Origin of the sequence: Noviherbaspirillum sp. ST9 (assembly GCF_048799745.1) — a bacterium.
Lineage (GTDB): Bacteria > Pseudomonadota > Gammaproteobacteria > Burkholderiales > Burkholderiaceae_D > Noviherbaspirillum.
Genome location: NZ_JBLWFR010000005.1, coordinates 253,946 through 280,226, shown reverse-complemented (window position 1 = coordinate 280,226; position 26,281 = coordinate 253,946). Strand labels below are relative to the sequence as shown.

At 59.1% G+C, this 26,281-nt stretch carries 25 protein-coding genes, 1 tRNA gene and 1 pseudogene; 21 read left to right on the top strand and 6 right to left on the bottom strand.

The annotated features are described in order from the left end of the window. The first annotated feature begins 58 nt into the window (after positions 1 to 58). From pstC to ACNOHI_RS13225, 8 genes are all read left to right on the top strand, one after another. On the top strand, positions 59 to 1,012 hold the full coding sequence (gene pstC, locus ACNOHI_RS13260; RefSeq protein ID WP_420475141.1) for a phosphate ABC transporter permease subunit PstC: 954 nt from the start codon (positions 59 to 61) through the stop codon (positions 1,010 to 1,012). A 12-nt stretch (positions 1,013 to 1,024) separates the two neighbouring features. After that, entirely contained in the window at positions 1,025 to 1,957 is a 933-nt protein-coding gene (gene pstA, locus ACNOHI_RS13255) for a phosphate ABC transporter permease PstA (protein WP_420475140.1), read from the top strand. Positions 1,958 to 1,995: 38 nt separating this feature from the next. Further along, a complete protein-coding gene (gene pstB / locus ACNOHI_RS13250; RefSeq protein WP_420475365.1) occupies positions 1,996 to 2,781 on the top strand; it encodes a phosphate ABC transporter ATP-binding protein PstB in 786 nt (261 codons plus the stop codon). 53 nt (positions 2,782 to 2,834) lie between these two features. Beyond that, positions 2,835 to 3,539: a phosphate signaling complex protein PhoU gene (phoU, locus tag ACNOHI_RS13245; RefSeq protein WP_420475139.1), complete on the top strand. Its 705-nt coding sequence runs from the start codon at positions 2,835 to 2,837 to the stop codon at positions 3,537 to 3,539. Between the two features lie 16 nt (positions 3,540 to 3,555). Then, a complete protein-coding gene (locus ACNOHI_RS13240) occupies positions 3,556 to 4,257 on the top strand; it encodes a response regulator (protein ID WP_420475138.1) in 702 nt (233 codons plus the stop codon). Next, a complete protein-coding gene (phoR, locus tag ACNOHI_RS13235; RefSeq protein WP_420475137.1) occupies positions 4,254 to 5,561 on the top strand; it encodes a phosphate regulon sensor histidine kinase PhoR in 1,308 nt (435 codons plus the stop codon). The genes ACNOHI_RS13240 and phoR overlap by 4 nt, the downstream gene beginning before the upstream one ends. 85 nt (positions 5,562 to 5,646) lie before the next feature. Beyond that, complete coding sequence (locus tag ACNOHI_RS13230; RefSeq protein ID WP_420475136.1) at positions 5,647 to 6,189, top strand: hypothetical protein; 543 nt, start codon at positions 5,647 to 5,649, stop codon at positions 6,187 to 6,189. Positions 6,190 to 6,365: 176 nt separating this feature from the next. After that, positions 6,366 to 7,406 carry an IS110 family transposase gene (locus tag ACNOHI_RS13225; RefSeq protein WP_420475135.1) on the top strand — a complete coding sequence of 347 codons (1,041 nt, stop codon included), beginning with the start codon at positions 6,366 to 6,368 and terminating at the stop codon, positions 7,404 to 7,406. Between the two features lie 408 nt (positions 7,407 to 7,814). Here ACNOHI_RS13225 and ACNOHI_RS13220 read toward each other — a convergent pair. Continuing rightward, positions 7,815 to 8,045: pseudogene (locus ACNOHI_RS13220) on the bottom strand (integrase core domain-containing protein); the annotation flags it as partial. A gap of 489 nt (positions 8,046 to 8,534) precedes the next feature. Between ACNOHI_RS13220 and ACNOHI_RS13215 the strand changes: the two are divergent. The 12 genes from ACNOHI_RS13215 to ACNOHI_RS13160 all read left to right on the top strand — a co-directional run bounded on the left by ACNOHI_RS13215 (position 8,535) and on the right by ACNOHI_RS13160 (position 20,729). Then, positions 8,535 to 8,627: transfer RNA gene (locus tag ACNOHI_RS13215), tRNA-Leu, on the top strand. A 416-nt stretch (positions 8,628 to 9,043) separates the two neighbouring features. Continuing rightward, the gene (gene gcvH, locus ACNOHI_RS13210) at positions 9,044 to 9,424 is read left to right on the top strand and encodes a glycine cleavage system protein GcvH (RefSeq protein ID WP_420475134.1); all 381 of its coding nucleotides are present in this window, start codon (positions 9,044 to 9,046) and stop codon (positions 9,422 to 9,424) included. Between the two features lie 66 nt (positions 9,425 to 9,490). Next, positions 9,491 to 12,358 (top strand): aminomethyl-transferring glycine dehydrogenase, encoded by a 2,868-nt coding sequence (gene gcvP / locus ACNOHI_RS13205; protein WP_420475133.1) that lies wholly within the window; start codon positions 9,491 to 9,493, stop codon positions 12,356 to 12,358. Positions 12,359 to 12,445: 87 nt separating this feature from the next. Next, positions 12,446 to 13,825 (top strand): L-serine ammonia-lyase, encoded by a 1,380-nt coding sequence (locus ACNOHI_RS13200; RefSeq protein WP_420475132.1) that lies wholly within the window; start codon positions 12,446 to 12,448, stop codon positions 13,823 to 13,825. 35 nt (positions 13,826 to 13,860) lie between these two features. Continuing rightward, positions 13,861 to 14,985, top strand: a complete 1,125-nt coding sequence (gene gcvT / locus ACNOHI_RS13195; protein WP_420475131.1) for a glycine cleavage system aminomethyltransferase GcvT — start codon at positions 13,861 to 13,863, stop codon at positions 14,983 to 14,985. Between the two features lie 9 nt (positions 14,986 to 14,994). Beyond that, positions 14,995 to 16,005 carry a lipoyl synthase gene (gene lipA / locus ACNOHI_RS13190; RefSeq protein ID WP_420475130.1) on the top strand — a complete coding sequence of 337 codons (1,011 nt, stop codon included), beginning with the start codon at positions 14,995 to 14,997 and terminating at the stop codon, positions 16,003 to 16,005. Between the two features lie 408 nt (positions 16,006 to 16,413). Then, a complete protein-coding gene (locus tag ACNOHI_RS13185; RefSeq protein ID WP_420475129.1) occupies positions 16,414 to 16,698 on the top strand; it encodes a hypothetical protein in 285 nt (94 codons plus the stop codon). Positions 16,699 to 16,868: 170 nt separating this feature from the next. Continuing rightward, positions 16,869 to 17,288, top strand: a complete 420-nt coding sequence (locus ACNOHI_RS13180) for a DUF1178 family protein (RefSeq protein ID WP_420475364.1) — start codon at positions 16,869 to 16,871, stop codon at positions 17,286 to 17,288. A 135-nt stretch (positions 17,289 to 17,423) separates the two neighbouring features. Then, positions 17,424 to 18,620: an acyl-CoA dehydrogenase family protein gene (locus tag ACNOHI_RS13175; RefSeq protein WP_420475128.1), complete on the top strand. Its 1,197-nt coding sequence runs from the start codon at positions 17,424 to 17,426 to the stop codon at positions 18,618 to 18,620. A 13-nt stretch (positions 18,621 to 18,633) separates the two neighbouring features. Beyond that, the gene (locus ACNOHI_RS13170; protein WP_420475127.1) at positions 18,634 to 19,773 is read left to right on the top strand and encodes an acyl-CoA dehydrogenase family protein; all 1,140 of its coding nucleotides are present in this window, start codon (positions 18,634 to 18,636) and stop codon (positions 19,771 to 19,773) included. Positions 19,774 to 19,790: 17 nt separating this feature from the next. Then, positions 19,791 to 20,246, top strand: a complete 456-nt coding sequence (locus ACNOHI_RS13165) for a MaoC family dehydratase (RefSeq protein WP_420475126.1) — start codon at positions 19,791 to 19,793, stop codon at positions 20,244 to 20,246. A gap of 27 nt (positions 20,247 to 20,273) precedes the next feature. Beyond that, the gene (locus ACNOHI_RS13160; protein WP_420475125.1) at positions 20,274 to 20,729 is read left to right on the top strand and encodes a MaoC family dehydratase; all 456 of its coding nucleotides are present in this window, start codon (positions 20,274 to 20,276) and stop codon (positions 20,727 to 20,729) included. A gap of 60 nt (positions 20,730 to 20,789) precedes the next feature. Here the strand turns inward: ACNOHI_RS13160 and ACNOHI_RS13155 are convergent, their stop codons facing one another. From ACNOHI_RS13155 to ACNOHI_RS13135, 5 genes are all read right to left on the bottom strand, one after another. Continuing rightward, positions 20,790 to 21,482: a glutathione binding-like protein gene (locus ACNOHI_RS13155; protein ID WP_420475124.1), complete on the bottom strand. Its 693-nt coding sequence runs from the start codon at positions 21,480 to 21,482 to the stop codon at positions 20,790 to 20,792. 64 nt (positions 21,483 to 21,546) lie between these two features. Beyond that, positions 21,547 to 22,809 carry an acyl-CoA dehydrogenase family protein gene (locus ACNOHI_RS13150; protein WP_420475123.1) on the bottom strand — a complete coding sequence of 421 codons (1,263 nt, stop codon included), beginning with the start codon at positions 22,807 to 22,809 and terminating at the stop codon, positions 21,547 to 21,549. Positions 22,810 to 22,847: 38 nt separating this feature from the next. Next, complete coding sequence (locus ACNOHI_RS13145) at positions 22,848 to 23,906, bottom strand: phosphotransferase (protein WP_420475122.1); 1,059 nt, start codon at positions 23,904 to 23,906, stop codon at positions 22,848 to 22,850. 102 nt (positions 23,907 to 24,008) lie between these two features. Next, the gene (locus ACNOHI_RS13140) at positions 24,009 to 24,713 is read right to left on the bottom strand and encodes a histidine phosphatase family protein (protein WP_420475121.1); all 705 of its coding nucleotides are present in this window, start codon (positions 24,711 to 24,713) and stop codon (positions 24,009 to 24,011) included. Then, positions 24,710 to 25,489, bottom strand: a complete 780-nt coding sequence (locus ACNOHI_RS13135) for an oxepin-CoA hydrolase, alternative type (protein ID WP_420475120.1) — start codon at positions 25,487 to 25,489, stop codon at positions 24,710 to 24,712. The genes ACNOHI_RS13140 and ACNOHI_RS13135 overlap by 4 nt, the downstream gene beginning before the upstream one ends. Positions 25,490 to 25,632: 143 nt before the next feature. On the opposite strand from ACNOHI_RS13135, the gene ACNOHI_RS13130 reads away from it, so the two are divergent. Next, on the top strand, positions 25,633 to 26,280 hold the full coding sequence (locus tag ACNOHI_RS13130) for a glutathione S-transferase family protein (RefSeq protein ID WP_420475119.1): 648 nt from the start codon (positions 25,633 to 25,635) through the stop codon (positions 26,278 to 26,280). Position 26,281: the final 1 nt, after the last annotated feature.

Below are 26,281 nucleotides of genomic sequence, written 5' to 3'. Positions count from 1 at the left end.
CATCCGCCTTTCACGCGTGCGGCGTTCGCCGCACGCATTTCCTGAAAAGACCCATACCATGAGTGCCCAGCTCACCCACAGGCAGCCAGTAGCCATGGAAATAAGGCCGGTGTCGTCCAGGCTCAGCAAGAACGCGTTTCGCAATATCAAAGAGCGCGTGATCGAAGCGTTCCTGCTTGCGGCTGCATCGGTGGCGGTGTTCACGACCATCGCCATCATCTACATCCTGCTCAGCGAAACCCTGGACTTTTTTCAGCATGTGCCGATCGCAAAATTCGTCACCGATACGCAGTGGACGCCGCTGTTCGACGATGCGCATTTCGGCATTCTCGTGCTGCTGGCGGGCACACTCAGCAGTACCTTGGTTGCGCTTGCCGTCGCCATCCCGCTCGGCACGGTGATCGCGATCTATCTTTCCGAATTTGCCGGTCACCGCACGCGCGAACTGGTCAAGCCGATCCTCGAGCTGTTGTCCGGCGTGCCGACCATCGTGTTCGGTTACTTTGCGCTGCTGTTCGTGACGCCGCTGTTGCAGAAACTGATCCCGAGTCTTCCCGGCTTTTCGATCCTGTCGGCGGGCCTGGTCATGGGCATCATGATTGTGCCGTATGTCAGCTCTCTATCGGAAGACGCGATGCGTGCGGTACCGATGATCCTGCGCGAAGGATCGTATGCGATGGGGGCGACGCGTCTGCAGACGGCATTGCGCGTGGTAATGCCGGCCGCCACCTCCGGCATCGCTTCGGCCTACATTCTCGGCAGCTCGCGCGCCGTCGGCGAGACGATGATCGTTGCCATTGCCGCTGGCATGCAGCCAAACCTGACCATGAATCCGCTGGAGCCGGCCGCCACCATCACCACCTATATCGTGCAAGTGGCGCTCGGAGATCTTCCGCATGGATCGGTCGGCTACCAGACCATCTTCGCGGCCGGACTGACGCTGATGCTGATCACGCTGTTGTTCAACATCATCGGGTACGTGCTGCGCCGGCGCTATCGCGAAACTTATTGACCGGAGACACAGATGACGATGACCGTTCCGACCGAAGCGGCCCGTATCCGCAAGCTGGTTCGCACCCACAAGCGCTGGGATCTCTGGTTCACGGCACTCGGGATGATCAGCTTGCTGGTGTGCCTGTTGGCGCTGGCGGCGCTGTTTCTCGACATGGCGGTCAAGGGCATGCCGCGCCTGTCGACCGATTTTTTCCTGAATTTCCCGTCGCGCCGAGCGGGGCAGGCAGGCATCCTGTCGGCCTGGGTCGGATCGTCGCTGGTGATGCTGGTGACCGCGCTGGCGGCGGTACCGCTGGGTGTCGCGGCCGGGGTCTATCTGGAGGAGTATTCCAGGAAGAACTGGCTCACCGACATCATCGAGATCAACATCACCAACCTGGCAGGCGTGCCATCGATCGTCTACGGTTTGCTCGCACTGGGGCTGTTCGTGCATCAGCTCGGTTTCGGGCAAAGCATCCTGTCGGCCGGCCTGACACTGGCCTTGCTGATCCTGCCGATCGTGATCGTCGCCACCCGCGAGGCGATCCGCGCAATCCCTGGCATGATCCGGGAGGGCGCGTATGCGCTCGGAGCGACCAAATGGCAGACCGTCGTGCACCACATCGTGCCTTATTCGATGTCGGGCATCCTGACCGGCGTCATCATCGGTATGGCGCGCGCGATCGGAGAAACCGCGCCCATCATCACCATCGGCGCGCTCACCTTTATCGCCTTCCTGCCGCCGGCGCCGTTCAGCGGCGATCCGTCGGCTGGCCTGTTCGATTGGCTGGCATCGCCGTTTACAGTGATGCCGATCCAGATGTTCAACTGGACGTCACGTCCGGAAGAGGCCTTTCAGCTCAACGCGGCGGCGGCGGGCTTCGTGCTCGTGCTGATGACGCTGGCAATGAATGCCGTCGCAATCTGGATGCGCTATCGCTGGCGCAAGAATATCAAATGGTAAAAGGAACCCGTATGCAAAGCATTGTTGCGGACGCTGCAATGAATGACACCGTCGCCGCCCATCCGGTGAAGGCTTCGGTCAGTCACCTGAACTTCTATTACAACACCGGCTTTCATGCGCTGAAAAACCTGAACATGGATGTCCTGCAGCACAAGGTGACGTCCTTGATCGGCCCTTCCGGCTGCGGCAAGTCGACGTTCCTGCGCTGCTTCAACCGTATGCATGACCTCTATCCGGGCAACCGCTACGACGGTGAGATCGTCCTGCATCCGGACAACACGAACCTGTTGGCCTCAGGCGTGGATCCGATCGAAGTGCGCATGCGTATCGGAATGGTGTTCCAGAAGTCCAATCCATTCCCGAAATCGATTTTCGAGAACGTCGCCTATGGACTGCGTATTCGCGGCGAGAACAACCGTCATGTTCTCCAGGAGAAGGTGGAGCAGGCATTGCGGGACGCAGCCATCTGGAACGAGGTCAAGGACCGTCTCGATTCGCTAGCCAGCAATCTCTCCGGAGGCCAGCAACAGCGTCTGTGCATCGCGCGTGCACTCGCAACGGATCCGGAAATTATCCTGTTCGACGAGCCAACTTCGGCACTGGACCCCATTGCGACCGCAGGAATCGAAGAACTAATCGGTGAGCTGAAGGAAAAAGTGACGATCCTGATTGTTACGCACAACATGCAGCAGGCGGCGCGTATTTCCGACTATACCGCGTACATGTACCTTGGGGAGATCATCGAGTATGGGATCACTGACCAGGTATTCATGAATCCGGTGCAGGAAGCGACGCAGAATTACATCACGGGGCGTTTCGGTTGACGCCCCGGCGCGATGCTGCTGCTTACAACTCTTGACGATTGAGGACAACACGAATGCCCATAGACCACTCTTCAAAGCAATACGATCTGGATCTGGAACAAATTCGTTCCAAAGTGTTATTGATGGGCGGCATGGTCGAAAGCCAGTTTCTGGACGCAATGCAATGCTTTCGATCCGGTGACGCCGCGCGCGCGCTGCAGGTTATCAAGACGGACGAGGAAGTCAATCGGTTGGAAGTGTCCCTCGATGATAGTTGTAGCCATCTGATCGTCCGCCGACAGCCTGCCGCCAATGACCTGCGCAACGTGATGGCGACACTCAAGCTGATCACCGACCTAGAGCGGATCGGCGACGAGGCGACCAAGATTGCTCGATCGGCAACGACCATTGCTGAGCGCAATGTATCGACCATCCAACATTACGAGATGGTGCGCGTGATTGCCGAGCGCGCCTCCGACATGCTGCATGATGCGCTCGACGCGTTTGCGCGGATGGATGCTACACAGGCTACAAAACTGATATCGCAGGACAGGGTGGTCGATCACGAATTCCGGTCCATCATGCGCACGCTGATCACCTACATGATGGAGGATCCGCGTACCATTTCCGCCGCGCTCGATACATTGTGGGTGGCTAAGGCGATCGAGCGCATCGGTGACCACGCGAAGAACATCGCCGAGTACGTGGTCTATGTCGTCGACGGCAAGGATATCCGTCATACCGACTATCCCGCTGCCAGCGCGGATAGCGGCAATTAAGTCGAGGGCGCTGAACATGGCTGCCGACCACGCAACCGTCTTGCTTGTCGAGGATGAAATCCCGATCGTCGAGCTGGTGACCTTCACACTGAAAGATGCAGGCTGCAGGGTGACGGCGGTCGACACCGTGCAGAGCGCATGGGATTCCATCCGACATAGTCGCCCGAACCTGGTGCTGCTGGACTGGATGTTGCCGGATCAATCCGGCTTGCGCCTGCTGTCGCGTCTGAGGGCGGAGCGGGAGTACCGTGACTTGCCGGTCATTATGCTGACCGCCAAGAGCATGGAGGAGGACAAGATCGCCGGCTTGGACAGTGGCGCCGACGATTACATCACTAAACCGTTTTCACCGCGCGAGCTGGCGGCGCGCGTCAATGCGATGCTGCGTCGTAATGCGCCGGAAAAGGCGGCCGGGGTGATCAGGGTCGGTCCGGTGACGCTTGACCCGCTGAGCGTGGCGGTACGGCTGAACGAAGAGAAGCTTGAAATCGGCCACTCCGAGTTCAAGCTGCTCAAGTTTCTGATGTCGCATCCGGAACGCGTGTATTCACGCGGGCAGTTGATCGACAAGGTCTGGGGCGACCAGGTGCTGATCGAGGAGCGTACGGTCGACGTCCATATCCTCCGCCTGCGCAAGGTGCTCGGCAACGCCGGGTACCTGATCAAGACTGTACGCAGCGTCGGCTACAAGCTGTCCGAGGAAACGTCGAGTGTATGAATCCGCATGTCTTGTTCTGGCTACCCGCCGTTTTGCGCCTGGCGCTGGCTGCCGCAGCCATGGCCATCCTGTCATACGCCTTTAACCCGGTCATCGGTTTTATTGGCGCCTTGTTGGGGCTGGGCACCATATTGCTCGTGCAAATGCATTTCCTGTACCGGCTCGGTCTGTGGTTGGAGAACCCGGGCGCAGGCCGGTTACCCAGTGGCTGGGGTACATGGCGCGATGTCTTTTCCGGCCTGTACCGGTTGCGCCGCTCGGACGAGAAGCATCGCGCCGAGCTGGAGGAATGGCTCGCACGCTTCAGGCAGGCGATGACCTTGCTGCCGGACGGCGTGGTGATCATGGACGATGTGCTGTGTCTCGAATGGTGCAATCCATCCGCCGAACGCCACTTTGGGCTTGACTGCGCGCGGGATAATGGCCGGCGCGTCACCAATCTGCTGCGCAACCCGGCGTTCGTCGACTACATTATCCTAGGTCGCTACGACAAGCCGCTGCTGCTGGCGCTGAAGGACCGCCGACTGGTGTTGCAAGTCATTCCGTTCGAAAATCGGCGGCAAATCCTGGTTAGCCACGATGCGACCGAAGCCGACAGGCTCGACAGGATGCGCCGCGATTTTGTCGCCAACGCATCGCACGAATTGCGCACGCCAATTACCGTCATCAATGGATTTCTCGAAATCGCTTGTCACCAGCCTGAGATGGATTGCGCAACGCGGCAGGCCCACCTGAATCTGATGGCGGAACAAGGGAAGCGCATGCATGGTTTGATCGAAGACATGCTGATGCTCACCCGTCTTGAATCCGTCGATACCCCTCTGCGCCGTCAGCACGTGGACATGCAAGCAATGCTGGCACGGTTGGTGCAGGAAGCCCAGGCGCTGTCTGGTGGTCGTCATACGATTTTGCTGGCCGCAAGCGGACCGGATATTGACGGATGCGAGGAAGAGTTGCATAGCGCATTCATCAATCTGGTATCGAACGCGGTGCGATATACGCCGGGGAATGGAAACATTCAGCTTTGTTGGCAGGACGACCGTTATGGCCCGCGGTTCGTAGTGCGCGATTCTGGCATTGGCATTGACGCTGAACACATCCCGCGCTTGACTGAGCGGTTTTACCGTGTCGACGCCGGCCGTTCGCGTGCCACTCGGGGCACCGGACTTGGGCTTGCGATCGTGCGTCATGTGCTCGTGCGTCACCGTGCAATGCTGACCATCGATTCCATTCCAGGCAATGGCAGCACATTCACCGTAACTTTCCCACCAGAAGCCATTAGCCTTGAGCATGCCTACGCCTGACGACAATGTACGGAGTATCCCTGCCGTGCATGATGAAGCACCACCGCTTCGTCAGTCTGCACTAGTGGACGCGCCACGCGACGTTATGCGGTTTCAAATCCTGCTGTACCACGACGGTCAATCATACGTCGCCGATGTGCTGGACTTGCCTGCGTGCGTGGGTCGAGGAAACAGCTACGCTGCTGCGCTACGGGCTGCGGAACAAGCAATGTGGGCAGCGGGGCTGCTGGTGACGCCGCGCTCATCGAAGAACTCGCCTCGTGTGCTGCAGGCGAAAACCACGCAGGCGGTGCACGCGATTCCGTCACCGCGCAAGCGCAAGCCATTAAATCGGCGGCAGGTGGGGGCGGTGAAGGCACGTTTGATCGAGAAATTTGGCATGCTGTCCAACCGTGAACTGGCCGCGCGCGTGGGCCTCACTGGCAGCGACGCGCCCGGCATGCTGTCGGCTGCAATGTCGGGCAATGGTACGCGCGTCAACCGCTGCGCGATCGCGCTTGCGCTGGGGGAGCGGCCATCAAATTTATGGCCATTGCATCCGGAGCGGCAGCTCAAGGACGACGATGCGGCCTTTCAGTCAATGCAGTGCGCCAGTCCTCAGGGTGTAGCGACACGTAGCGAGAATTGACGTTAAGTAGTGAATGAAGAATGCATGACTGCGGGGGCAGGGATGGAAAGTCATCCGTATGCGCACTTCGCTTCGTGATCTCAGAGGTAATGGAATGGACGCCCCTTCCTGAAGCGGCATCGAAGTGCCATAGTGGAAATTGGCAAGTCCACTAAGGGAAGAAAGGAGCGTCCGAAATGAAGGTTAGTACATGTGGAATTGACTTAGCAAAGGCTGTTTTCCAGATTCACGGTGTGGATCAACACGGCAAGGTTTGTTTGCGCAAGCAGATCAAGCGGGCGGCGATGCTTACTTTCTTTGTCCGGCTAGAGCCTTGTCTGATCGGTATGGAAGCTTGCGGCAGCGCGCATTATTGGGCACGAAAGCTGAGTGAGATGGGGCATACCGTCCGGCTGATCGCGCCACAGTTTGTGAAGCCGTATGTCAAGACCAACAAGAACGATGTAGCCGATGCGGAAGCCATTTGTGAGGCGGTAAGCCGACCAAACATGCGTTTTGTGCCGATTAAGAATCTGGAACAACAGGCACTGATCGCCTTGCACCGGGCTCGCCAGGGTTTCGTCAAGGCACGCACTGCCCAGGCTAACCAAATTCGTGGATTACTGAGTGAATTTGGCATCGTTATGTCGAAAGGCATCTGTCAGGTCAGCAAGCAATTGGCCAATATCGGGGAACATACGGAGCTACCATTACCTGGAAGCTTTCGCCAGCTATTGACGCGACTCGGCGAACATCTGAAAGAGCTGGACAAGCAGGTTGGGGAATTGGAGCGGGAAATTCAGCTCTGGCATCGGGGTAATGAGGCAAGCCGCAAGCTCGCGGCAATTCCAGGCATTGGCCCCATCACCGCTACGGCCTTGGTGGCATCGATTGGCGATGCTAAATGTTTCAAGAGCGGCCGGCAATTGGCGGCATGGTTGGGGCTCGTGCCGAAACAGCACTCCAGCGGAGGAAAATCGACTTTGCTTGGCATTAGCAAGCGCGGCGACTGTTATCTGCGCACGCTCTTGATTCACGGTGCGCGCGCCGTCCTTCGCTTCGCTGACAATGCCAGTACGGTGAAAAATGTGTGGCTGGGACAATTGGTGCAACGACGAAATAAGAATATCGCGGCGGTGGCATTGGCCAACAAAAATGCGCGTATTGTTTGGGCGCTTCTGGTACATGATCGAATGTTCCGACCTGATTACGCGGCGACACACAACGTCGCCGCGTAATCAGGTCGGCCGATAGAAGGGCAACACAGGACAAGAAAATTTCCATCGATTGCACAGGCATTTCTTGAATGATGGCGCAACAGGTAAGACCGAGGTTGATCAATCCTTGCGGGGCCACGGGACATCACAGTCCGTAGAGGTGATCAGGAATCAACCAGCATATTCCATCAGGGCCAGCAGACTATTCTGCGCAAACAGGCCGGATGTATGGCTGCAATCTATTCTGGGGCGTCAGCGTAAGAGAAATTCGTTGCAAGCTGGGGGCGTCCATGTATGGCCCCGTTTGGTTGGACACGAATTTGACTTCGTTAAGTGGGGCTTTGCGGATGCAGGGTTATCCACGGCGCCGCTGGCTGCCCCCTGCACAGGGCGAGAGCGTGCGGCGCGGTGGGTAACCCGGCCTGCCATCTACGCCACTTGTTCCAGCGCGGGCAGATTGGCGAAGTAGAACGCATCCGGCGTATTTCCGTCAAGCGCGCTGTGCGGCCGCCGGCTGTTGTAGAACGCCAAATAGCGCCCGATGCCACTACGTGCCGCGCTCACCGTTTCGTAGGCGTGCAGGTACACCTCCTCGTACTTGATCGATTTCTACAGCCGTTCGACGACCACGTTGTGGCGCCATCAGCCCTTGCCATCCATCCAGTTCTTGATCTTGCCAGTATGGAGATCTAAAATCTTGTTTTTAATTTAATCTGTGGCGTCGATATGCACTTCTAGTAACATGACAGAAAGAAAGTGCTTTGGCAGGTTTCTTAAATCAACGCAAGAATTACTTGGAAGTACAGGTGGTAGTATCGACAAAACTAGAATCGTTGGAACCCAAGAATGACAGGCGTTCCCAAACTGAATTTGAGGGAAGCACTGCCTGATATGTGATAAAATTTTTGCCTTAAATCGCGGCCCAGAAATGGATAAAATCTATTCATCTTTGCAACTTCGATGAGCTTTTAAACTGCCGTAGTGTGGTAGTTCGAGAGGTATTCTTGTAAGTCGTTGATTTATAAGAGGGGAGGGCGGCCTGCAAAGCCGTCTACGCCGGTTCAATTCCGACCCCCGCCTCCAGTTTTTCAAAAAAAGCGCCGCGTGCGCTTTTTTTACTTGTGCGACCGGTCTATCGATACCGCACAGGCCCGAGTGGTGAAATTGGTAGACACAGCGGACTTAAAATCCGCCGCTTACCCGAGAGGGGGCGTACCGGTTCGACCCCGGTCTCGGGCACCAAGTCACGATCCATCTTTGCTTCCTTCAGGAACACCCCGCCTTGCCTGTGTGTCTCACGCAGGTGTATCCGCTTCGTCTATTCGACACGCTCCCCGCATTTTTCCCGATTTTCGGATCTGAAATCCGCGGATGGGATTCGCTTTTAAGAATAAAAATTCTTATGCTGTGATTTTCATAAATGATCAAAAATTCAAAGGAAAATTTAAAAGTTAAATGTTAGGCAGGGTCGATTGAATACAATAAAAACAGCGAACCCTCTAAAATTTTGCCGCAAGAACAAGCTGCTCCGATAACGGCTGCGACGCTCCGTAATAGCCCGGATGCAGTCCTGGAAAGCAGCGTACTATCGCTTGAGAAGACCAGTTTTCCCTATTGCCCCCGGCATTTTGATCAATCAATTTTTTGGAGATAAGAAGATGAGCAAGACCATGTACACGCAGGAACACGAATGGCTGCGCCTTGAGGAGGATGGTCTGGTTACCGTCGGGATCACCGACTACGCTCAGGATCATCTCGGCGACCTGGTGTTCGTTCAGCTGCCGGAAACCGGCAAGGAACTCGCCAAGGGCGAAGAGGCTGCGGTCATTGAATCCGTCAAGGCTGCGGGCGAAATCAACATGCCGGTCGCCGGCGTCGTTACCGAGGTGAACGGCGCTCTGGCCGATGAGCCGGGCAAGGTCAACGAAGACCCCATGGGCGCGGGCTGGTTCTTCAAGTTCAAGGTCGGCCAGGCAAGCGACCTGGATGGTTTGATGGACGAAGCCGGCTACAAGTCTTACGTCGAGTCGCAGGGCTAAGCGCTGCTCGCGACTGCGCCGCGTGCAGACGCGGCACACCATATTTTTTCGTATTGAGAGGTAACCATGGTTCAGAAACGGGCTGCTTTCGAGGATTTGCAGCAGCACACGGATTTCATCGACAGGCACATCGGACCCGGCGAGGCCGACAGGAAAGCCATGCTGGCAACGTTGGGCTTCGAGTCGATGGACGCCTTCATCAAGAAGGTAATTCCCGACGCGATTCACTCCGAAGCTCCGCTGAACCTGGATGGCGCACGCAGCGAAGCGGAAGTGCTGGATGAGCTGCAGAAGATCGCTTCCAGGAACAAGGTCTTCAAGTCGTATATCGGCATGGGGTACTACAACACCTACACCCCGACCGTCATTCTGCGCAACCTGCTTGAAAACCCCGCCTGGTACACCGCATACACGCCTTACCAGCCCGAGATTTCCCAGGGACGCCTTGAAGCACTGCTGAATTTCCAGACGATGATTTCGGACCTGACCGGCCTGGAGATTGCGAACGCATCGCTGCTGGATGAGGCAACCGCAGCGGCGGAAGCCATGACCTTCTGCCAGCGTCTGTCCAAGAGCAAGAGCAAGGTCTTCTTTGTGTCGCAAGACTGCTTCCCGCAGACGATCGATGTCGTGCGTACCCGCGCAGAGCCGATCGGCGTCGAGGTTGTCGTCGGCGACCACCGCAAGGACCTGGACCAGGTCGAGTGCTTCGGCGTCCTGCTGCAGTATCCGGCATTGAATGGTGAGATCAATGATTACGCCGAGATGGTGGCGAAGGCGCATGCGAAGAACGCGCTCGTCGTCGTCGCGGCCGATCTGCTGGCACTTACCGTGTTGAAACCGCCAGGTGAATTCGGTGCGGACGTCGCCATCGGTTCGGCACAGCGTTTCGGCGTGCCGCTCGGTTATGGCGGCCCACATGCAGCTTACTTTGCAACCAAGGATGAGAATAAGCGCGTAATGCCGGGCCGCGTGGTCGGCGTTTCCGTCGACAGCCATGGCGACAAGGCATACCGCCTTGCGATGCAGACACGCGAACAGCATATCCGTCGTGAGAAGGCGACCAGCAACATCTGCACTGCCCAGGTCCTGCTCGCCAATATCGCAAGCATGTATGCCGTCTACCATGGGCCGCAAGGCCTGAAGACGATTGCGCAACGCGTGCACCGTGTCGCCGCAACCCTCGTCGAAGGCCTGCGAAAGCTGGACCTCGAAGTGCCGACCGCGTCGTTCTTCGACACGATCACGGTGCGTACGGGCGCTCGCACACAGGAAATCCATGCCGCTGCGCGCAGCCATTCGATCAACCTGCGCGAAGTCGATGCGTCTACCGTAGGCGTTTCCGTTGACGAGACGACCACGCGCGAAGACGTCGAAACGCTCTGGACAATTTTCGCCGGCGCCAAGTCCGCACCTTCCTTCGCCACTTGCGAAGCGGACGCGGCGGAACGCATCCCCGCATCCCTCGGCCGCACCAGCGAATTCCTCGCACACCCGGTCTTCAACAGCCATCATTCCGAAACCCAGATGCTGCGCTATCTGCGCGCGCTGTCTGACAAGGATCTTGCACTTGACCGCACGATGATCCCGCTCGGTTCGTGCACGATGAAGCTGAATGCGACGACCGAGATGATCCCCGTGACCTGGAAGGAATTCGGCAATCTCCATCCGTTCGCACCGCGCGAGCAGGCGCAGGGCTATCAGCAACTGATTACCGAACTGGAGCAGATGCTCGTGGCTTGTACCGGCTACGACGCCGTCTCGCTGCAGCCGAATGCCGGTTCGCAGGGCGAATATGCCGGCCTGCTCGCGATCCGCGCCTATCACAAGAGCCGTGGAGAAGGGCACCGCAACGTCTGCCTGATTCCGAGCTCCGCGCACGGCACGAACCCGGCGACGGCGCAGATGGTCGGCATGCAGGTAGTGGTCGTCGCCTGCGACGATCGCGGCAATGTCGATGTTACAGACCTGAAGGCCAAAGCCGAAAAGCATGCTGCTGACCTCGCAGCCATCATGATTACCTATCCTTCGACGCACGGCGTGTTCGAGGCAGCAGTACGCGAAATCTGCGAAATCGTGCACACGCACGGCGGCCAGGTCTACATCGACGGCGCAAACATGAACGCGATGGTGGGCCTGTGCGCACCCGGCAAGTTTGGCGGCGACGTGTCGCACCTGAACCTGCACAAGACCTTCTGCATTCCGCACGGCGGCGGCGGCCCAGGCGTCGGCCCGGTGGCGGTGAAGTCGCACCTCGCGCCTTTCCTGCCCGGCCATCGCGCAATGGAAAACCACGTCGCTCCAGTTGCCGCGGCCCCGTGCGGCAGCGCCAGCATCCTGCCGATCAGCTGGACCTACATCAAGCTGATGGGCCGTCAGGGGTTGAAGGAAGCAAGCCAGGTGGCGATCCTCAACGCCAACTACATTGCCAAGCGCCTTGCGCCGCATTACCCGATCCTGTACGCGGGCGAGAATGGCATCGTTGCCCACGAATGCATCGTCGACCTGCGCCCGCTGAAGGATGCGACCGGCGTCACCGTGGATGACGTGGCCAAGCGCCTGATGGACTTCGGTTTCCATGCGCCGACCATGTCGTTCCCGGTTCCGGGCACGCTCATGATCGAGCCGACCGAAAGCGAGGCCAAGGATGAGCTGGATCGCTTCTGCGACGCCATGATTGCCATCCGCGAGGAAATCCGTGAAGTCGAAAGCGGGAAGGTGACGGCGGAAGAGAGTGTCCTGCGCTACGCGCCGCACACTGCCTCCGACATCATCTCCGGCGAATGGAATCGCAAGTATTCGCGCGAAAAGGCGGCATTCCCGGTTGCTTCGCTGCGCGACAACAAGTACTGGCCGCCGGTCGGACGCGTCGACAACGTCTACGGCGACCGCAACCTCGTCTGCTCCTGCCCGCCAATGGCGGATTACGAGTAAGTCCGGGGACGGGCTGCTGCGCAGGTGCGGCAGCCCGGGTTTGAACGGTATTTACTGCCGTGCCCACGGGCCGGCAAGGCGGTTGAAATGGCCATCAGTGTTTTCGAGTTGTTCAAGATTGGCATCGGTCCGTCGAGTTCGCATACCGTGGGCCCGATGCGCGCTGCATTGCAGTTCATCACGGGACTGAAGGAGTCGGGCCGGCTGGAGCAGGTTGCGCAGGTCAAGGCGGAGCTGTACGGCTCCCTCGGAGCGACCGGAAAAGGACACGGCAGCGATAAGGCTGTCATTCTCGGCTTGCTTGGCGAGACGCCCGACCTGGTCGATACGGACACGATCGACGCCCGGCTAACGCAGGTCAGGAGCTCCAAGCAGATTTCTCTGCTGGGCGAAGTTACCATTCCCTTCGTCGAAAGTGATCATCTGCTGCTCTACAAGCGACAATCGCTGCCGCATCATCCGAACGGTATGCGGTTTTCCGCCTACCGCGCTAGTGGCGACGAGATCGAGAGCAAGGTGTACTACTCGGTTGGCGGCGGTTTCGTCGTCAACGAGGATGCCGTCGGCGCGGATCGCATCGTGCCTGATACGACGCCTGTTGCGTATCCATTCAAGAGTGCGGAGCAGTTGCTCGCCACTTGCCGCGACAAGAGCATGTCGATCAGTCAGCTCATGCTGGAGAATGAAAAAGCCTGGCGCCCCGAGGAAGAAACACGGCGCGGCTTGCTGCGCATCTGGCAGGTCATGCAGGAATGCGTCAAACGCGGATGCGAGAAGGAAGGCACGCTGCCGGGTGGGCTGAAGGTCAGCCGCCGTGCCGCAGAGCTGTTCCGCAAGCTCTCCAGCCAGCCGGAAGCCAATTTGCGCGATCCGCTGACGACCATGGACTGGGTCAACCTCTACGCGCTGGCCGTCAACGAAGAGAACGCGGCGGGCGGACGCGTCGTCACCGCGCCCACGAATGGCGCCGCAGGCATTGTTCCCGCGGTGCTGCACTACTACCATCGTTTCGTTCCGGGCGCGAGCGATGAAGGGGTGATGCGCTTCCTGCTGACCGCTGCCGCGATCGGCATCCTGTACAAGGAAAACGCATCGATTTCAGGTGCCGAAGTCGGTTGCCAGGGAGAAGTCGGGGTGGCATGTTCAATGGCCGCGGGTGCACTGGCGGAAGTCATGGGCGGCACGCCGGAGCAGGTCGAGAACGCTGCAGAAATCGGCATGGAGCACAATCTTGGCCTCACCTGCGATCCTATCGGCGGCCTGGTGCAGGTACCGTGCATCGAGCGCAACGCAATGGGCTCGATCAAGGCGATCAATGCGGCGCGCATGGCATTGCGCGGCAACGGACACCATTTTGTCTCGCTGGACAAGGTCATCAAGACCATGCGCGAGACCGGCGCCGACATGAAGATCAAATACAAGGAGACTGCGCGCGGTGGGCTCGCGGTCAATGTGATCGAGTGCTGATTCGATCTTTTGCGGTTCAATAAAAAAGGAATGGAATGATGGAAACCACGCAAGCTCTTGCACGTACGCCGTTGTACAACCTGCATGTCGAACTCGGCGCGCGCATGGTTCCGTTTGCTGGATACGAGATGCCGGTGCAGTACCCGACCGGCGTGCTGAAGGAGCATGCGCATACACGCACGCAGGCGGGCTTGTTTGACGTGTCGCACATGGGACAGGTCCGATTGTCCGGTCCGGAGGCGGCAGCGGCTCTGGAATCGCTGATGCCGGTCGATATCGTTGACCTGCCGGTCGGCATGCAGCGCTACGCGTTGTTTACCAATGAACAGGGCGGCGTCCTCGATGACCTGATGGTGTCCAATGGCGGCGACCATCTGTTCGTTGTTGTCAATGCGGCGTGCAAGCAGCAGGATGTGGAGCACCTCAAGAAACACATCGGTAGCCGTTGCAAGGTCGAGGAACTGTCCGACCGTGCATTGCTGGCGTTGCAGGGACCGGCTGCCGGTACGGTGATGGCACGACTGGCCCCCGAGACGGCGAAGATGGTCTTCATGAACACGGGCAAGGTAACGCTGGTCGGCGTGGAATGTTTCATCAGCCGTTCGGGCTACACAGGCGAGGACGGCTTCGAAATTTCGGTGCCGAACGACAAAGCGGAGGAGCTGGCGCGTCTGCTGCTGGCACAGCCGGAAGTGGCGCCGATCGGGTTGGGGGCGCGCGACTCGCTGCGGCTTGAAGCCGGCTTGTGCCTGTATGGGCATGATATGGACACCGCCACGACGCCTGTCGAGGCAAGCCTCGGCTGGGCCTTGTCGAAGGCGCGCCGCGCGGACGGCACCCGTCCGGGCGGGTATCCTGGCGCCGATATCGTGATGCGCCAGTTGGCGGACGGTGTCGCGCGCAAGCGCGTCGGCCTGCTCGTCAAGGACAGGATGCCGGTGCGCGAAGGGGCCGACCTGGTCGATAGCGAAGGGCGCACGATCGGCAAGGTCACCAGCGGCGGCTTTGGCCCGACCGTCGGCGGACCCATCGCCATGGGATATGTTGAAACCGCGCACGCGAAGATCGGCACTGCGCTCCAGGCAATCGTGCGCGGCAAACCGGTTCCGGTGGAAGTGGCGAAGACGCCGTTCACGCCGCAACGCTACTACCGTGGTTGAGAGCGCGCGATGAGCGATTCGAAAACGACAGCGGACGTAATCCAACCCGCGCAGCAACGCAGCGTAAAGACAGGCGAAAAATTGCGTGGCGCCGACAAGATGGCGCGCATTCCGATCAAGATCGTTCCCACGGAGCCGTCGCAATACCTGCGCAAGCCGAAGTGGATTCGCGCTGAGTTCACCGGATCGCGCGAAGTACAACGCCTGAAGGCAGTGCTGCGCGAGAACAAGCTGCATACGGTCTGCGAAGAAGCGAACTGCCCGAACCTCGGCGAATGTTTCAAGAGCGGGACGGCAACGTTCATGATCATGGGCGATATCTGCACGCGGCGCTGCCCCTTTTGCGACGTGGGACACGGTCGCCCGAACCCGCTCGATCCCGACGAGCCGAAGAACATGGCCGAGACGATCAAGGCCATGGGCCTCAAGTACGTGGTGATCACCTCTGTCGATCGAGACGACCTGCGCGACGGCGGCGCTGCGCATTTTGCTGCCTGCATCACGGAGACGCGACGTTTGAACCCGGGGATCGTGATCGAGATCCTCACGCCGGATTTCCGGGGGCGGGTTGATGCGGCGCTTGCCATCCTGAACGAGGTGCCGCCGGATGTCTTTAATCACAATCTCGAAACAGTGCCGCGGCTTTACAAGCAGGCCCGACCGGGGGCGGATTACGATACGTCGCTTGATCTGCTGGAGCAATTCAAGAATCGGCACCCGTCAGTGCCCACTAAATCGGGCCTGATGCTGGGTTTGGGCGAAACACTGGAAGAAGTGGAAGCGGTCATGCGCGACATGCGTGCGCATGGCATCAACATGCTGACGCTCGGCCAATACCTGCAGCCGAGCGCGCATCACTTGCCGGTTGCCCGTTATGTCACCCCGGAGGAGTTCGAGCAGCTGCGTGTGACAGGGGAGAAGATGGGCTTTTCCCATGTGGCCTCGGGACCCATGGTGCGATCCTCGTATCATGCCGATCTGCAGGCGAAGGGCGAGTTCTCGCCCACCGTCGGCGAATAGCAGTCTAATTTTTCGCGAACTTGCTTATTGGAATCGCCTTTGCATTTTTTTGTTTGAAATCAGGAGGATGCGGGACTATCAACAGGGTTATCAACAAAGTTCTTCACAGTTGCCGTGGATAACTCCAAATCTTATTTTTCATCAAGATTTTTCCCGCAAAGATCATTGCGGAAACGCAAATACGCCGTGCTCCGGCGTATCTATGATGAAACCGGTCCCTTAAGCCTCCCAGGAAGTATTTGCCCGCCGCGTGCGGGCATTTTTTTTTGCCATTCCTGACAAGAACCTTTCTTCGTTACACCTTCTTACAGGTGCGTTGAGATTTCTCAATCATTCCCCGTCGCAAATTCAGCATACTTGCAACTCAGAAAATTCCTACCTCCCTCCACCACGAGTAAGCCCCAGGCCATGAAAAAGAAGCTTGATACCGACGACGTCATTGAGAACTTGATCACTGCCACTCTGAGCGAAGATGCAACGGCGCGGCACCGGCATCTCTTTCGCGAAAGCCTGCGAAGCCTCGTCCGGCTGGCAAAGGCGGAGCAGGTTGTTGAAATCAAGACAAACGTGCGGCGCCTGACAGGCGCGCTGGAAGCGCATTCCGCGCGCAGGCGGGCCAAGGCAGTATTACTGGCGCAGCGGCTTCCTGGGCTGCTCGACCACGGACAGCAGCAGTTCGAATTCAAGCAGTAATCAAGGTCGCCGCTGCAAAACAAATGCAGCGGCGATTCTCCATTCGATCCGCCGTGCCCTCAAAAGGCATGCCGAGCGGATAGAGGTGGAAGGCAGTAGAATGATTGCATCAGGTGTCAACGGACAAGTCGTTGCGGATGGCACCGCATTCCATTCATTCGCTGCACGGCATGAAAGTCTACAACCTCATCTGCGAACACGATCACCGCTTTGAAGGCTGGTTTTCCTCGGAAGACGACTTCAAGGCCCAGAGCGACGCAATGTTGATCGCGTGCCCTGTGTGCGAAAACCATTCCGTGCGAAAGCTGCCGTCGGCGCCGCGTCTCAATCTCTCCGGTGCGCAGGCAAGCAAATCCGACGTCGAGCAGGCCCAGAAGCAGCTGCTGGACATCGTCCGCAAAATCGTCGCCAACACGGAAGATGTCGGCGAGCGGTTTGCCGAGGAAGCGCGCCGCATCCATTACAACGAAGCGCCCGAACGCGCGATTCGCGGCGTTGCATCGGTGAAGGAATTCGAAGCGCTCTCCGACGAGGGAATCGATGTCCTTCCGTTCCCTGTTTCGGACGCACTGAAGAGTCCGCTTCAGTAGGCCGCACGTGCGCATGCATTGACAACGCGTCAATGCATTTCCCCATACTGGTTTTATTCACCACATATTGCAAAAATCCGCTGTATAATCTTTTTCGAACGGTCGTGCTATTAGCCGGGACAACAAGGAGACAGCATGGATTTGAACTACACGGCGGAAGATTTGGCTTTCCGCGACACGGTTCGCGCCTTCCTGGAGGCGAACCTTCCGAAAGACCTGCAGCAGAAGGTCCTCAACCACAAGCGTTTGTCGAAAGAAGATTTCGTCCGCTGGCACAAGATCGTTGCCAAGCAGGGATGGGTCGGAACCGGTTGGCCGGTCGAGTACGGCGGCACGGGATGGACGCCGGTACAGCGCCACATTTGGGAAGAGGAGTGCGCGCACGCCGGTACGCCGGCAATCCTGCCTTTCGGCGTCAACATGGTTGCGCCGGTCATCATGGCCTTCGGAAATGAAGCGCAAAAGCGCCATTACCTGCCGCGCATCCTGAACTGCGACGACTGGTGGTGCCAGGGCTACTCGGAGCCGGGTTCCGGTTCCGACCTTGCCTCGCTCAAGACCCGCGCTGAACGCCAGGGCGATCATTACATCGTCAACGGTCAAAAGACCTGGACCACGCTGGCGCAGCATGCCGACATGATTTTCTGCCTCGTGCGCACGGACCCCAACGCACGCAAGCAGGAAGGCATTTCCTTCCTCCTGATCGATATGCATACGCCGGGCATCACCGTGCGTCCGATCATCATGCTCGATGAAGAGCATGAGGTGAACGAAGTCTTCTTCGACAACGTGAAGGTGCCGGTGCAGAACCTGATCGGCGAAGAAAACAAGGGCTGGACCTACGCGAAATACCTCCTCGGTCATGAGCGCACGAACATCGCTGCTGTCGGCCGCGCCAAGCGCGAGCTGGTGTTCCTCAAGCGTCTCGCCAACAAGCAGATGAAGGGCGGCAAGTCCCTGCTGGAAGATCCGGTGTATGCCGCCAAGGTGGCAAGCCTCGAGATCGAAATCATGGCGCTCGAAATGACCGTCCTGCGCGTCCTGTCCCAGGAAAGCTCCAAGCGCGGACCGGGCCCCGAAGCGTCCATGCTGAAGGTGAAAGGCACCGAGGTGCAGCAGACGCTGACCGAACTGATGGTGGAAGCAGTCGGCCCGTACGCCATGCCGTTCGACCCGGCGTATCTGGAAGGCGAACACGAGCACAGCATCACGCAGGATGACGATGCCGCACCGCTCGCGCCGTACTACTTCAACTTCCGCAAGACCTCGATCTACGGCGGTTCCAACGAAATTCAGAAAAACATCATTTCCCAGATGATCCTGGGACTGTGAGGCGGAGACGACAATGGACTTCAACTACACACCCGAGCAGCAACAATTCCGCGATGCGCTGCGCCGCTTCATCGACAAGGATTACACCTTCGAGCATCGCAACAAGATCGTCCGTTCCGAGCAGGGCGTGTCCGACGAGGCATGGGCAACGCTGACCGAGCTGGGCATGACGGCGCTGCCGATTCCGGAAGATCAGGGCGGTTTCAACGGCTCGGCCGTGGATATGATGGTGGTGATGCAGGAGCTGGGACGCGGCATCGTGATCGAGCCGTATTTCGCTACGGTGCTTGGCGCGCAATTCGTGAAGCTTGCAGGTGGCAATGGGGAACTGCTGGAGCAGGTCGCCGGCGGCGCATTGAAGCTGGCCGCAGCACTGGGCGAAAAGCAATCCCGTCACGAACTGTTCGACATCGCCACGAGCGCCAAGGCGGACGGCGACGGCTACGTCCTGAACGGCACGAAGACGGTAGTGATCCATGGCGCGCAGGCGGACAAGATCGTGGTTTCGGCACGTACCGGTGGGAACCAGCGTGACACCGACGGCATTTCGCTCTTCCTGGTCGACGGCAATGCTGCCGGCGTGACACGCAAGGACTACCGCACCATCGATTGCCAGCATGCCGCTGACATTACGTTCGCCAATGTGCGCGTCCCTGCCTCGGCGTTGCTGGGCAAGGCCGGCGCCGGCTGGGAAGTTCTCGACGCGGCGACCGACTATGGCGCCACACTCTTGTGCGCAGAAGCCGTCGGCGCGATGGATGCATTGAATGCCGCGACGCTCGAGTACCTGAAAACCCGCCAGCAATTCGGTGTGCCGATCGGGAAATTCCAGGCGCTGCAGCATCGCATGGCGGAAATGTTCATGCAGGCTGAGCAGGCGCGTTCGATGGCAACGCTGGCTGCGGTCAAGGTTTCCTCATCGGATGCGAACGAACGCCGCCGCAATGTGTCCGCCGCAAAGGCACGCGTCGGGCAGGCATTGAAATATGTCGGCCAGCAGGCGGTTCAGCTGCACGGCGGCATGGGCGTGACGAACGAACTGCCGGCGGCGCATCATTTCAAGCGCCTGACGATGATCGAGCTGACCCTGGGCGATACCGACTATCACCTGGCGCGTTTTGCTTCGTTGCCGGACTTCCGCAAGGCGGCTTGACTGAATAGGGGGCAACCATGTCGCAACTGAAGTGGTACTTTGAAGATTTCGAAGTTGGCAGGACCATCGAAGTGGGCTCGCGAACGGTATCTGAAGAAGAGATCATCGAGTTCGCAACGAAGTATGACCCCCAGCCGTTCCACGTCGACAAGGCAGCAGCGGAAAAGTCGATGTATGGCGGCATCATCGCCAGCGGCTGGCATACCTGCGGGATGATCATGCGGTTGATGGTCGATGGTTTTCTCAAGGAGGCGGCCAGCCTTGGGTCGCCGGGCGTCGACGAGATCCGCTGGATCAAGCCGGTGCGCGGCGGCGACACGCTGCATGTGACGACGACGGCGCTGGAGGTCAAGCCTTCCGGCAGCAAGCCGGACCGCGGTGTCGTCGTGACGCAGTGGCAGGCGAAGAACCAGCACGGCGAACTCGTGGCGACGATCAAGGGCATGGGCATGTTTGGTCGCCGCCCGAAATAAGCCGCACATAACAATTACGGAGACAGCATGCGACATATCGCATCGGTAGCAGAACTCAGGGAGCTGGTCGGTCAGGAAATTGCCGTGACCGAGTGGTTCACCGTCAACCAGGAGCGCGTCAACCAGTTCGCCGACGCGACCGGGGACCATCAGTGGATTCATCTCGACGTCGAGCGCAGCAAGAAGGAATCGCCGTACGGGACGACCATCGCGCACGGGTTCCTGACCTTGTCCCTCCTGCCCATGATCATGCAAAGCGCCGTGTCGATGCCGGAGGCGAAGCTGAGCGTGAACTACGGGCTCAACAAGGTGCGTTTCCCGGCGCCGGTACCTGTGGGCAGCAAGGTGCGCGGCCGCTTGGCGCTGAAGGACGTCGAGGATATCGAAGGCGGTGTGCAGGTCACCTGGTTGGTGACACTTGAGCGTGAAGGTGGCGACAAGCCTGTGTGCGTAGCGGAGTCGATTGCAAGGCGTTACGAATAAACGGCCTGCCTGGAAAGAAACGGGCCTCCCCACCTTACCGGTGGCGGAGGCTTTTTTTCGTCAGTGACGTTTGTATTGGGTGGCGCCGAAGAGCATTTCACGGGCCTTGTCATCCGTGATCGGTTTGCTGTCCGATGCCAGCACGGCCACGCCGCGCTCGACAGCAGGGCGGGCAGCGATTTCATCGAACCAGCGTTTCGCGTGCGGATAGTCGTTCCAGTCGATGCCTTGGTTCTTCCATGAGCGCAGCCAGGGAAAGGTTGCGATATCCGCGATCGTGTATTCGTCGCCGGCGAGGTAGGCGCTGTGCGAGAGCTGCTTGTCGATCACGCCGTACAGGCGCTTCGCCTCGTTCGTGTAGCGATTGACTGCATAGTCGATCTTCTCGGGGGCGTAGATGCGGAAATGGTGGGCCTGGCCGAGCATCGGGCCGACACCGCCCATCTGGAACATCACCCATTGCAGCGTGTTGAACTTCTCGCGGTCGGTCCTGCCGAGGAACTTGCCAGCTTTGCTCGCCAGATAGATGAGGATGGCGCCCGATTCGAACAGCGAGATCGGCTTGCCGTCGGGGCCGTCCGCATCGACGATGGCGGGAATCTTGTTGTTCGGCGAGATCGCGAGGAAGTCCGGTTTGAACTGGTCGCCTTCGCGAATGTTGACGTAGTGGACGCGATAGGGAATACCGCATTCCTCCAGCATGATGTGAACCTTGTGGCCGTTGGGCGTGGCGGCCGAGTAAACGTCGATCATTCTTCTTCTCCTGGACTGTGTGCAAAACCGCTGCACGATTATGCAGCGGTTTTGCTTTGGATGCTCAGGAGCGGGTGATCGGCAGTTCCAGGTCTTTCTTCGGAATAGCGATGTGCTTGGCCAGCTCGAGCTTGGCGATGGCGTTGCGGTGCACTTCGTCCGGGCCGTCGGCCAGGCGCAGCGTGCGATTGCCAGCCCACTGGCCTGCAAGCGGGAAGTCGTCGCAGACGCCGCCGGCGCCATAGGCCTGGATCGCCCAGTCAAGCACCTTCTGTGTCACGTTGGGCGCCAGCACTTTAATCATGGCGATCTCGGCCTTCGCGTGCTTGTTGCCGACCGTGTCCATCATGTACGCCGCCTTCAGCGTCAGGAGGCGCGCGGTGTCGATCATGATGCGCGATTCGGCAATGCGCTCGTGCCAGACGCTTTGTTCGGAAACGCGCTTGCCAAAGGCGACGCGGCTGTTCAAACGCTTGCACATCAGCTCAAGTGCGCGTTCGGCCACGCCAATGGCTCGCATGCAATGGTGAATGCGGCCGGGACCGAGGCGGCCCTGCGCGATTTCGAAGCCGCGTCCTTCGCCGAGGAGAATGTTCGATGCCGGCACGCGCACGTCCTCGTACAGGATCTCGCAATGGCCGTGCGGGGCATCGTCGTAGCCGAACACCGGAAGCGGCCGCTTGATCGTCACACCCTTGGTGTCGGTGGGAACGAGGATCATCGATTGCTGGGAATGTCGAGGCGCATCCGGATCGGTCTTGCCCATCAGGATGAAGACCTTGCAGCGCGGGTCGCCGGCACCGGAGATCCACCACTTGCGGCCGTTGATGACATACTCGTCACCGTCACGCTGGATGCGGGTTTCGATGTTGGTGGCGTCGGAAGAGGCGACTGCCGGTTCGGTCATCGCAAAGGCCGAGCGGATTTCGCCGCGCAGCAGCGGTTCCAGCCACTGGCGCTTGTGTTCTTCCGTTCCGTATCGTTCGATCGTCTCCATGTTGCCGGTGTCCGGTGCCGAGCAGTTGAACACCTCCGGCGCCCAGGGCACGCGTCCCATGATCTCGCACAGCGGCGCATAGTCCAGGTTGGACAGGCCTTCAGGCGCACGCGCGGACTTGGGAAGGAACAGGTTCCACAAGCCTTCGGCGCGCGCCTTGGGCTTGAGGCTTTCGACGATCTGCGTCGGGATCCAGCGATTGCCTTTCTCCCGGCCGTTGCGGTCGACTTCTTCCTCGAATGCCTTTTCGTTCGGATAGACGTGCTCATCCATGAACCTGAGCAGCTTTTCCTGGAGTTGTTTGCAGCGGTCTGAGTATTCGAATTCCATAATGTCTCCTGGTGGGGGCTATTGACCTGACTCCGGTTCTATCCGCCGGATGCGTATTTCCATCCCATTTCGGCCATCGGACGCGCGGCCTTGCCGGCCTTCAGTGCCTGTTCGCTCGAAGCGGTGCCGTCGACGTAACGCTTCATGATCCCCTGCAGGATGCCCGCCATGCGGAACATGTTGTAGGCGAGATAGAAGTTGAAGTCTTCCTTGCGGATCGTCTTGCCTGTGCGCTCGCAGTATTTTGCGATGTACTCGTCTTCCGTCGGGATGCCAAGCGATTTCCAGTCCAGGCCGCCAATGCCGCGGAATTGTCCGGGAGCGATATGCCAGCTCATGCAATGGTAGGAGAAGTCCGCAAGCGGATGGCCCAGCGTCGACAGTTCCCAGTCGAGTACAGCAAGTACGCGCGGTTCGGTGGGGTGGAAGATCATATTGTCGAGGCGGTAGTCGCCATGGACGATACTTGTGTCATCGCCAGGAGGAATGTTGTTCGGCAGCCATTCCATCAGGTTGTCCATGGCTTCGATCTTTTCGGTCTCGGAAGCTTTGTACTGTTTCGTCCAGCGATCGATCTGGCGCACGAAGTAGATGCCCGGCTTGCCGTAGTCGGAGAGGCCGATGGCGTTGTAGTCGATGGTGTGCAGTTGGGAGATGACGCGGTTCATCTCGTCATAGTGCGCCGCACGTTCGGCGGGCGTCATGCCTGGCATCGATTGGTCCCACAGGACGCGGCCTTGCACGAACTCCATGATGTAGAAGGCACGGCCGATGATGGATTCATCGAGGCAGAGGGAATACTGTTTCGCCGCCGGGAAGCCTGCCTTGTTCAGCGCATCCATGACGCGGAATTCGCGGTCGATGGCATGGGCGGAGGCAAGCAGCTTGGCCGCCGGGCCGGGCTTGGTGCGCAGCACGTAGCTCTTGCCGTCGGCGGTCAGCTTGAAGGTGGGGTTGGACTGGCCGCCGTTGAACTGTTCGACGGCCAGTTCGCCGCTGAAGCCCTCGACGTGCTGGCGCATGTAGTCCTGCATCGCGCCGATATCAAATTTCTGGCGATCCGATACCGGACGCGTGCCCATGAATTCCTCGAACATCTTGTCTCCTTTGAGAAAGCGGCGAAATCGTTGTCGTCACATTCTACAACAGAAAAACGTACGGTCGTGCGATTCCAGGGGTTTTATGCGATCCGGTTCTGATTACAGTCCGCGCGACTTCTTGTACTGGTCCAGCAGTACTTCCATCGTGGTGTGCCGTGTTTCGCCCTGAAGCTCCGAAATCGGCGAATAGTTGACGATCCGGACCACCCAGTCCGCATGCGCTTCGCCGACATCGATGGCGTTGATGCACCCAGCCGTCTGCGCGAGATTGCCGAGGAAAAGTCGCTGGTTGGTCAGCGCATAGGAGAGGATGGCGCGGTTGACGCCGCCGTGCAGGACGAGCAGCACCGTGTCCCAGGATTTGTCCCCGCGCAAGCGGTCAATGCAAGGATGGACGCGGTCCATCAACTGGCCGATGGATTCACCGCCGAGGAACTGGCGCTCTTCCGGAACGAGTCCGTCGAAGGCGCCGACAAAGGCTTCCTTCAGGCTCTCGTCGGGAATTGCCGACAGCTTGCCGCCGCGCAGTTCTTCCAGGTCTTTCCAGCGTTCGAGTTCAATCTGCTGGCCGGTTTCCGCGAGCACGCGCGTCGCCGTTTCCACAGTGCGAGGCAAGCCCGAAACGATGACGCGGTCGAATGTCAGGCCGGCCTGCGCGAAGACCTTGCCGGCCGCAGTCGCCTGCGAGCGACCCAGTTCGTTCAGCGGGACTTGTTCGGGAAGGAAGGGCTTTCCCTGGTCGTCGAAATAGGTGACGCTGCCATGGCGCATCAGGTAGACGCGCCGTCTCTTGTGTTCTGTCATTTGTATTGCGGTTTTCTTTTTTCAAGGAATGCCGAGATGCCTTCGAGGGCGTCGCGGTGGTGGAGGCTTTCAACGAAGTGCCGCTTTTCCGATTCGAAATGCTGACCGAGCGGATTCACTAGCGCCTCATTCGTCAGAGACTTGATGCGCTCCATTGCGTTCGGCGAAAGGGCGGCAAGGTCATCCGCCCAGGCAAGCGCATTGTCGAGTGCCGTACCGTCGGCGACGACGCGGTTGACTATGCCGAGTTCGTGCAGGCGCGGTGCGAGCACCGGCTTGCCTTCCAGAAGAACCTCCGCGGCGAGCTGACGGGGAAGGGCGCGCGTGATGAACCAGGAGGCGCCGCCATCGGGCGTGAGGCCGACCTTGACGTAGGACATGACAAACTTTGCCGAGGCACCGGCGACAATCAGGTCGCACGCCAATGCGAGGGAGAAGCCGGCTCCCGCTGCCGTGTCCTCGACTGCGGCAATGACCGGTTTCGGGCAGTCGCGAATAGCTTCGATCCAGCCATGGAGGTTGTCGATCGATTCGGCCTGCACGGCGGGCGGCTTGCTGCGGTTTTCCAACAGGCGGTTCAGGTTGCCGCCCGAGCAGAACACCTGGTCGGCGCCGGTAAGGATGACGGCGCGGATTGACTCGTCGCGTTCCGCCGTCGAGAGTGTTTCGATTGCGGCTGCATACATGTCTGGGTGGAGCGCATTCCTTGCGCCGGGATTGGACATGGTCAGGATCAGCGTGGCGTCCTGGCGTGACGCTTGGAGTTCGGCGGACATGGTCTGGTGATGTAAATGGAATCAACCCCTATTATTGCCGAAATGCGTGGTAGCGGTTGGGTATCGCGCAATTCGCTCTCTGCGTCATTCGGCTTCCTGCGGTAAGCTTGCGCCACCATAACCACAAAATGACAGGAGACAGCATGCTCAAGCTTTGCGGATTTGCCGGAAGCAACTACTACAACAAGGTCAAGCTGGCCTTGATGGAAAAGGGCGTCGCGTTTGAAGAAGAACTCGTCTGGACGGACCGCTCGCCCGAATTGCTGGCACGTTCGCCGCTCGGCAAGGTGCCGTTCATCCAGACCGAACAGGGCATCCTCTGCGAGTCGCAGGTCATCATGGATTACCTCGAATCCGCCTATCCTGAAAAGCCCTTGCTGCCCCGCGATCCGTTTGCGGCGGCCAAGGTACGCGAACTGATCACCTTCATGGAGCTTCACCTGGAACTGGTCGCGCGTGAACTGTACGCGGAAGCGTTCTTCGGCGGGAAGGTGTCCGACGAAATCAAGACGCGCACGCAGAAGCTCCTGACGCGCAATGCGAAGGCGTTTGCGAAGCTGGCAAAGTTTTCTCCGTACGTCGCCGGCGCCGAATTCACGATGGCCGATTGCGCGGCGCTGGTCCACCTGCCCCTCGTCAGCATGACGTCCAAAGCCATTTTTGTGGAAGATGTCCTCGCCGACCTGCCGGTGCGTGAGTACACGAAGATGCTGGGCGAGCGCGCGACGGTCCAGCGCGTCAATGCCGACCGCAAGGCGAACCAGGAATTGATGATGAAGCGGATGAAGTAAG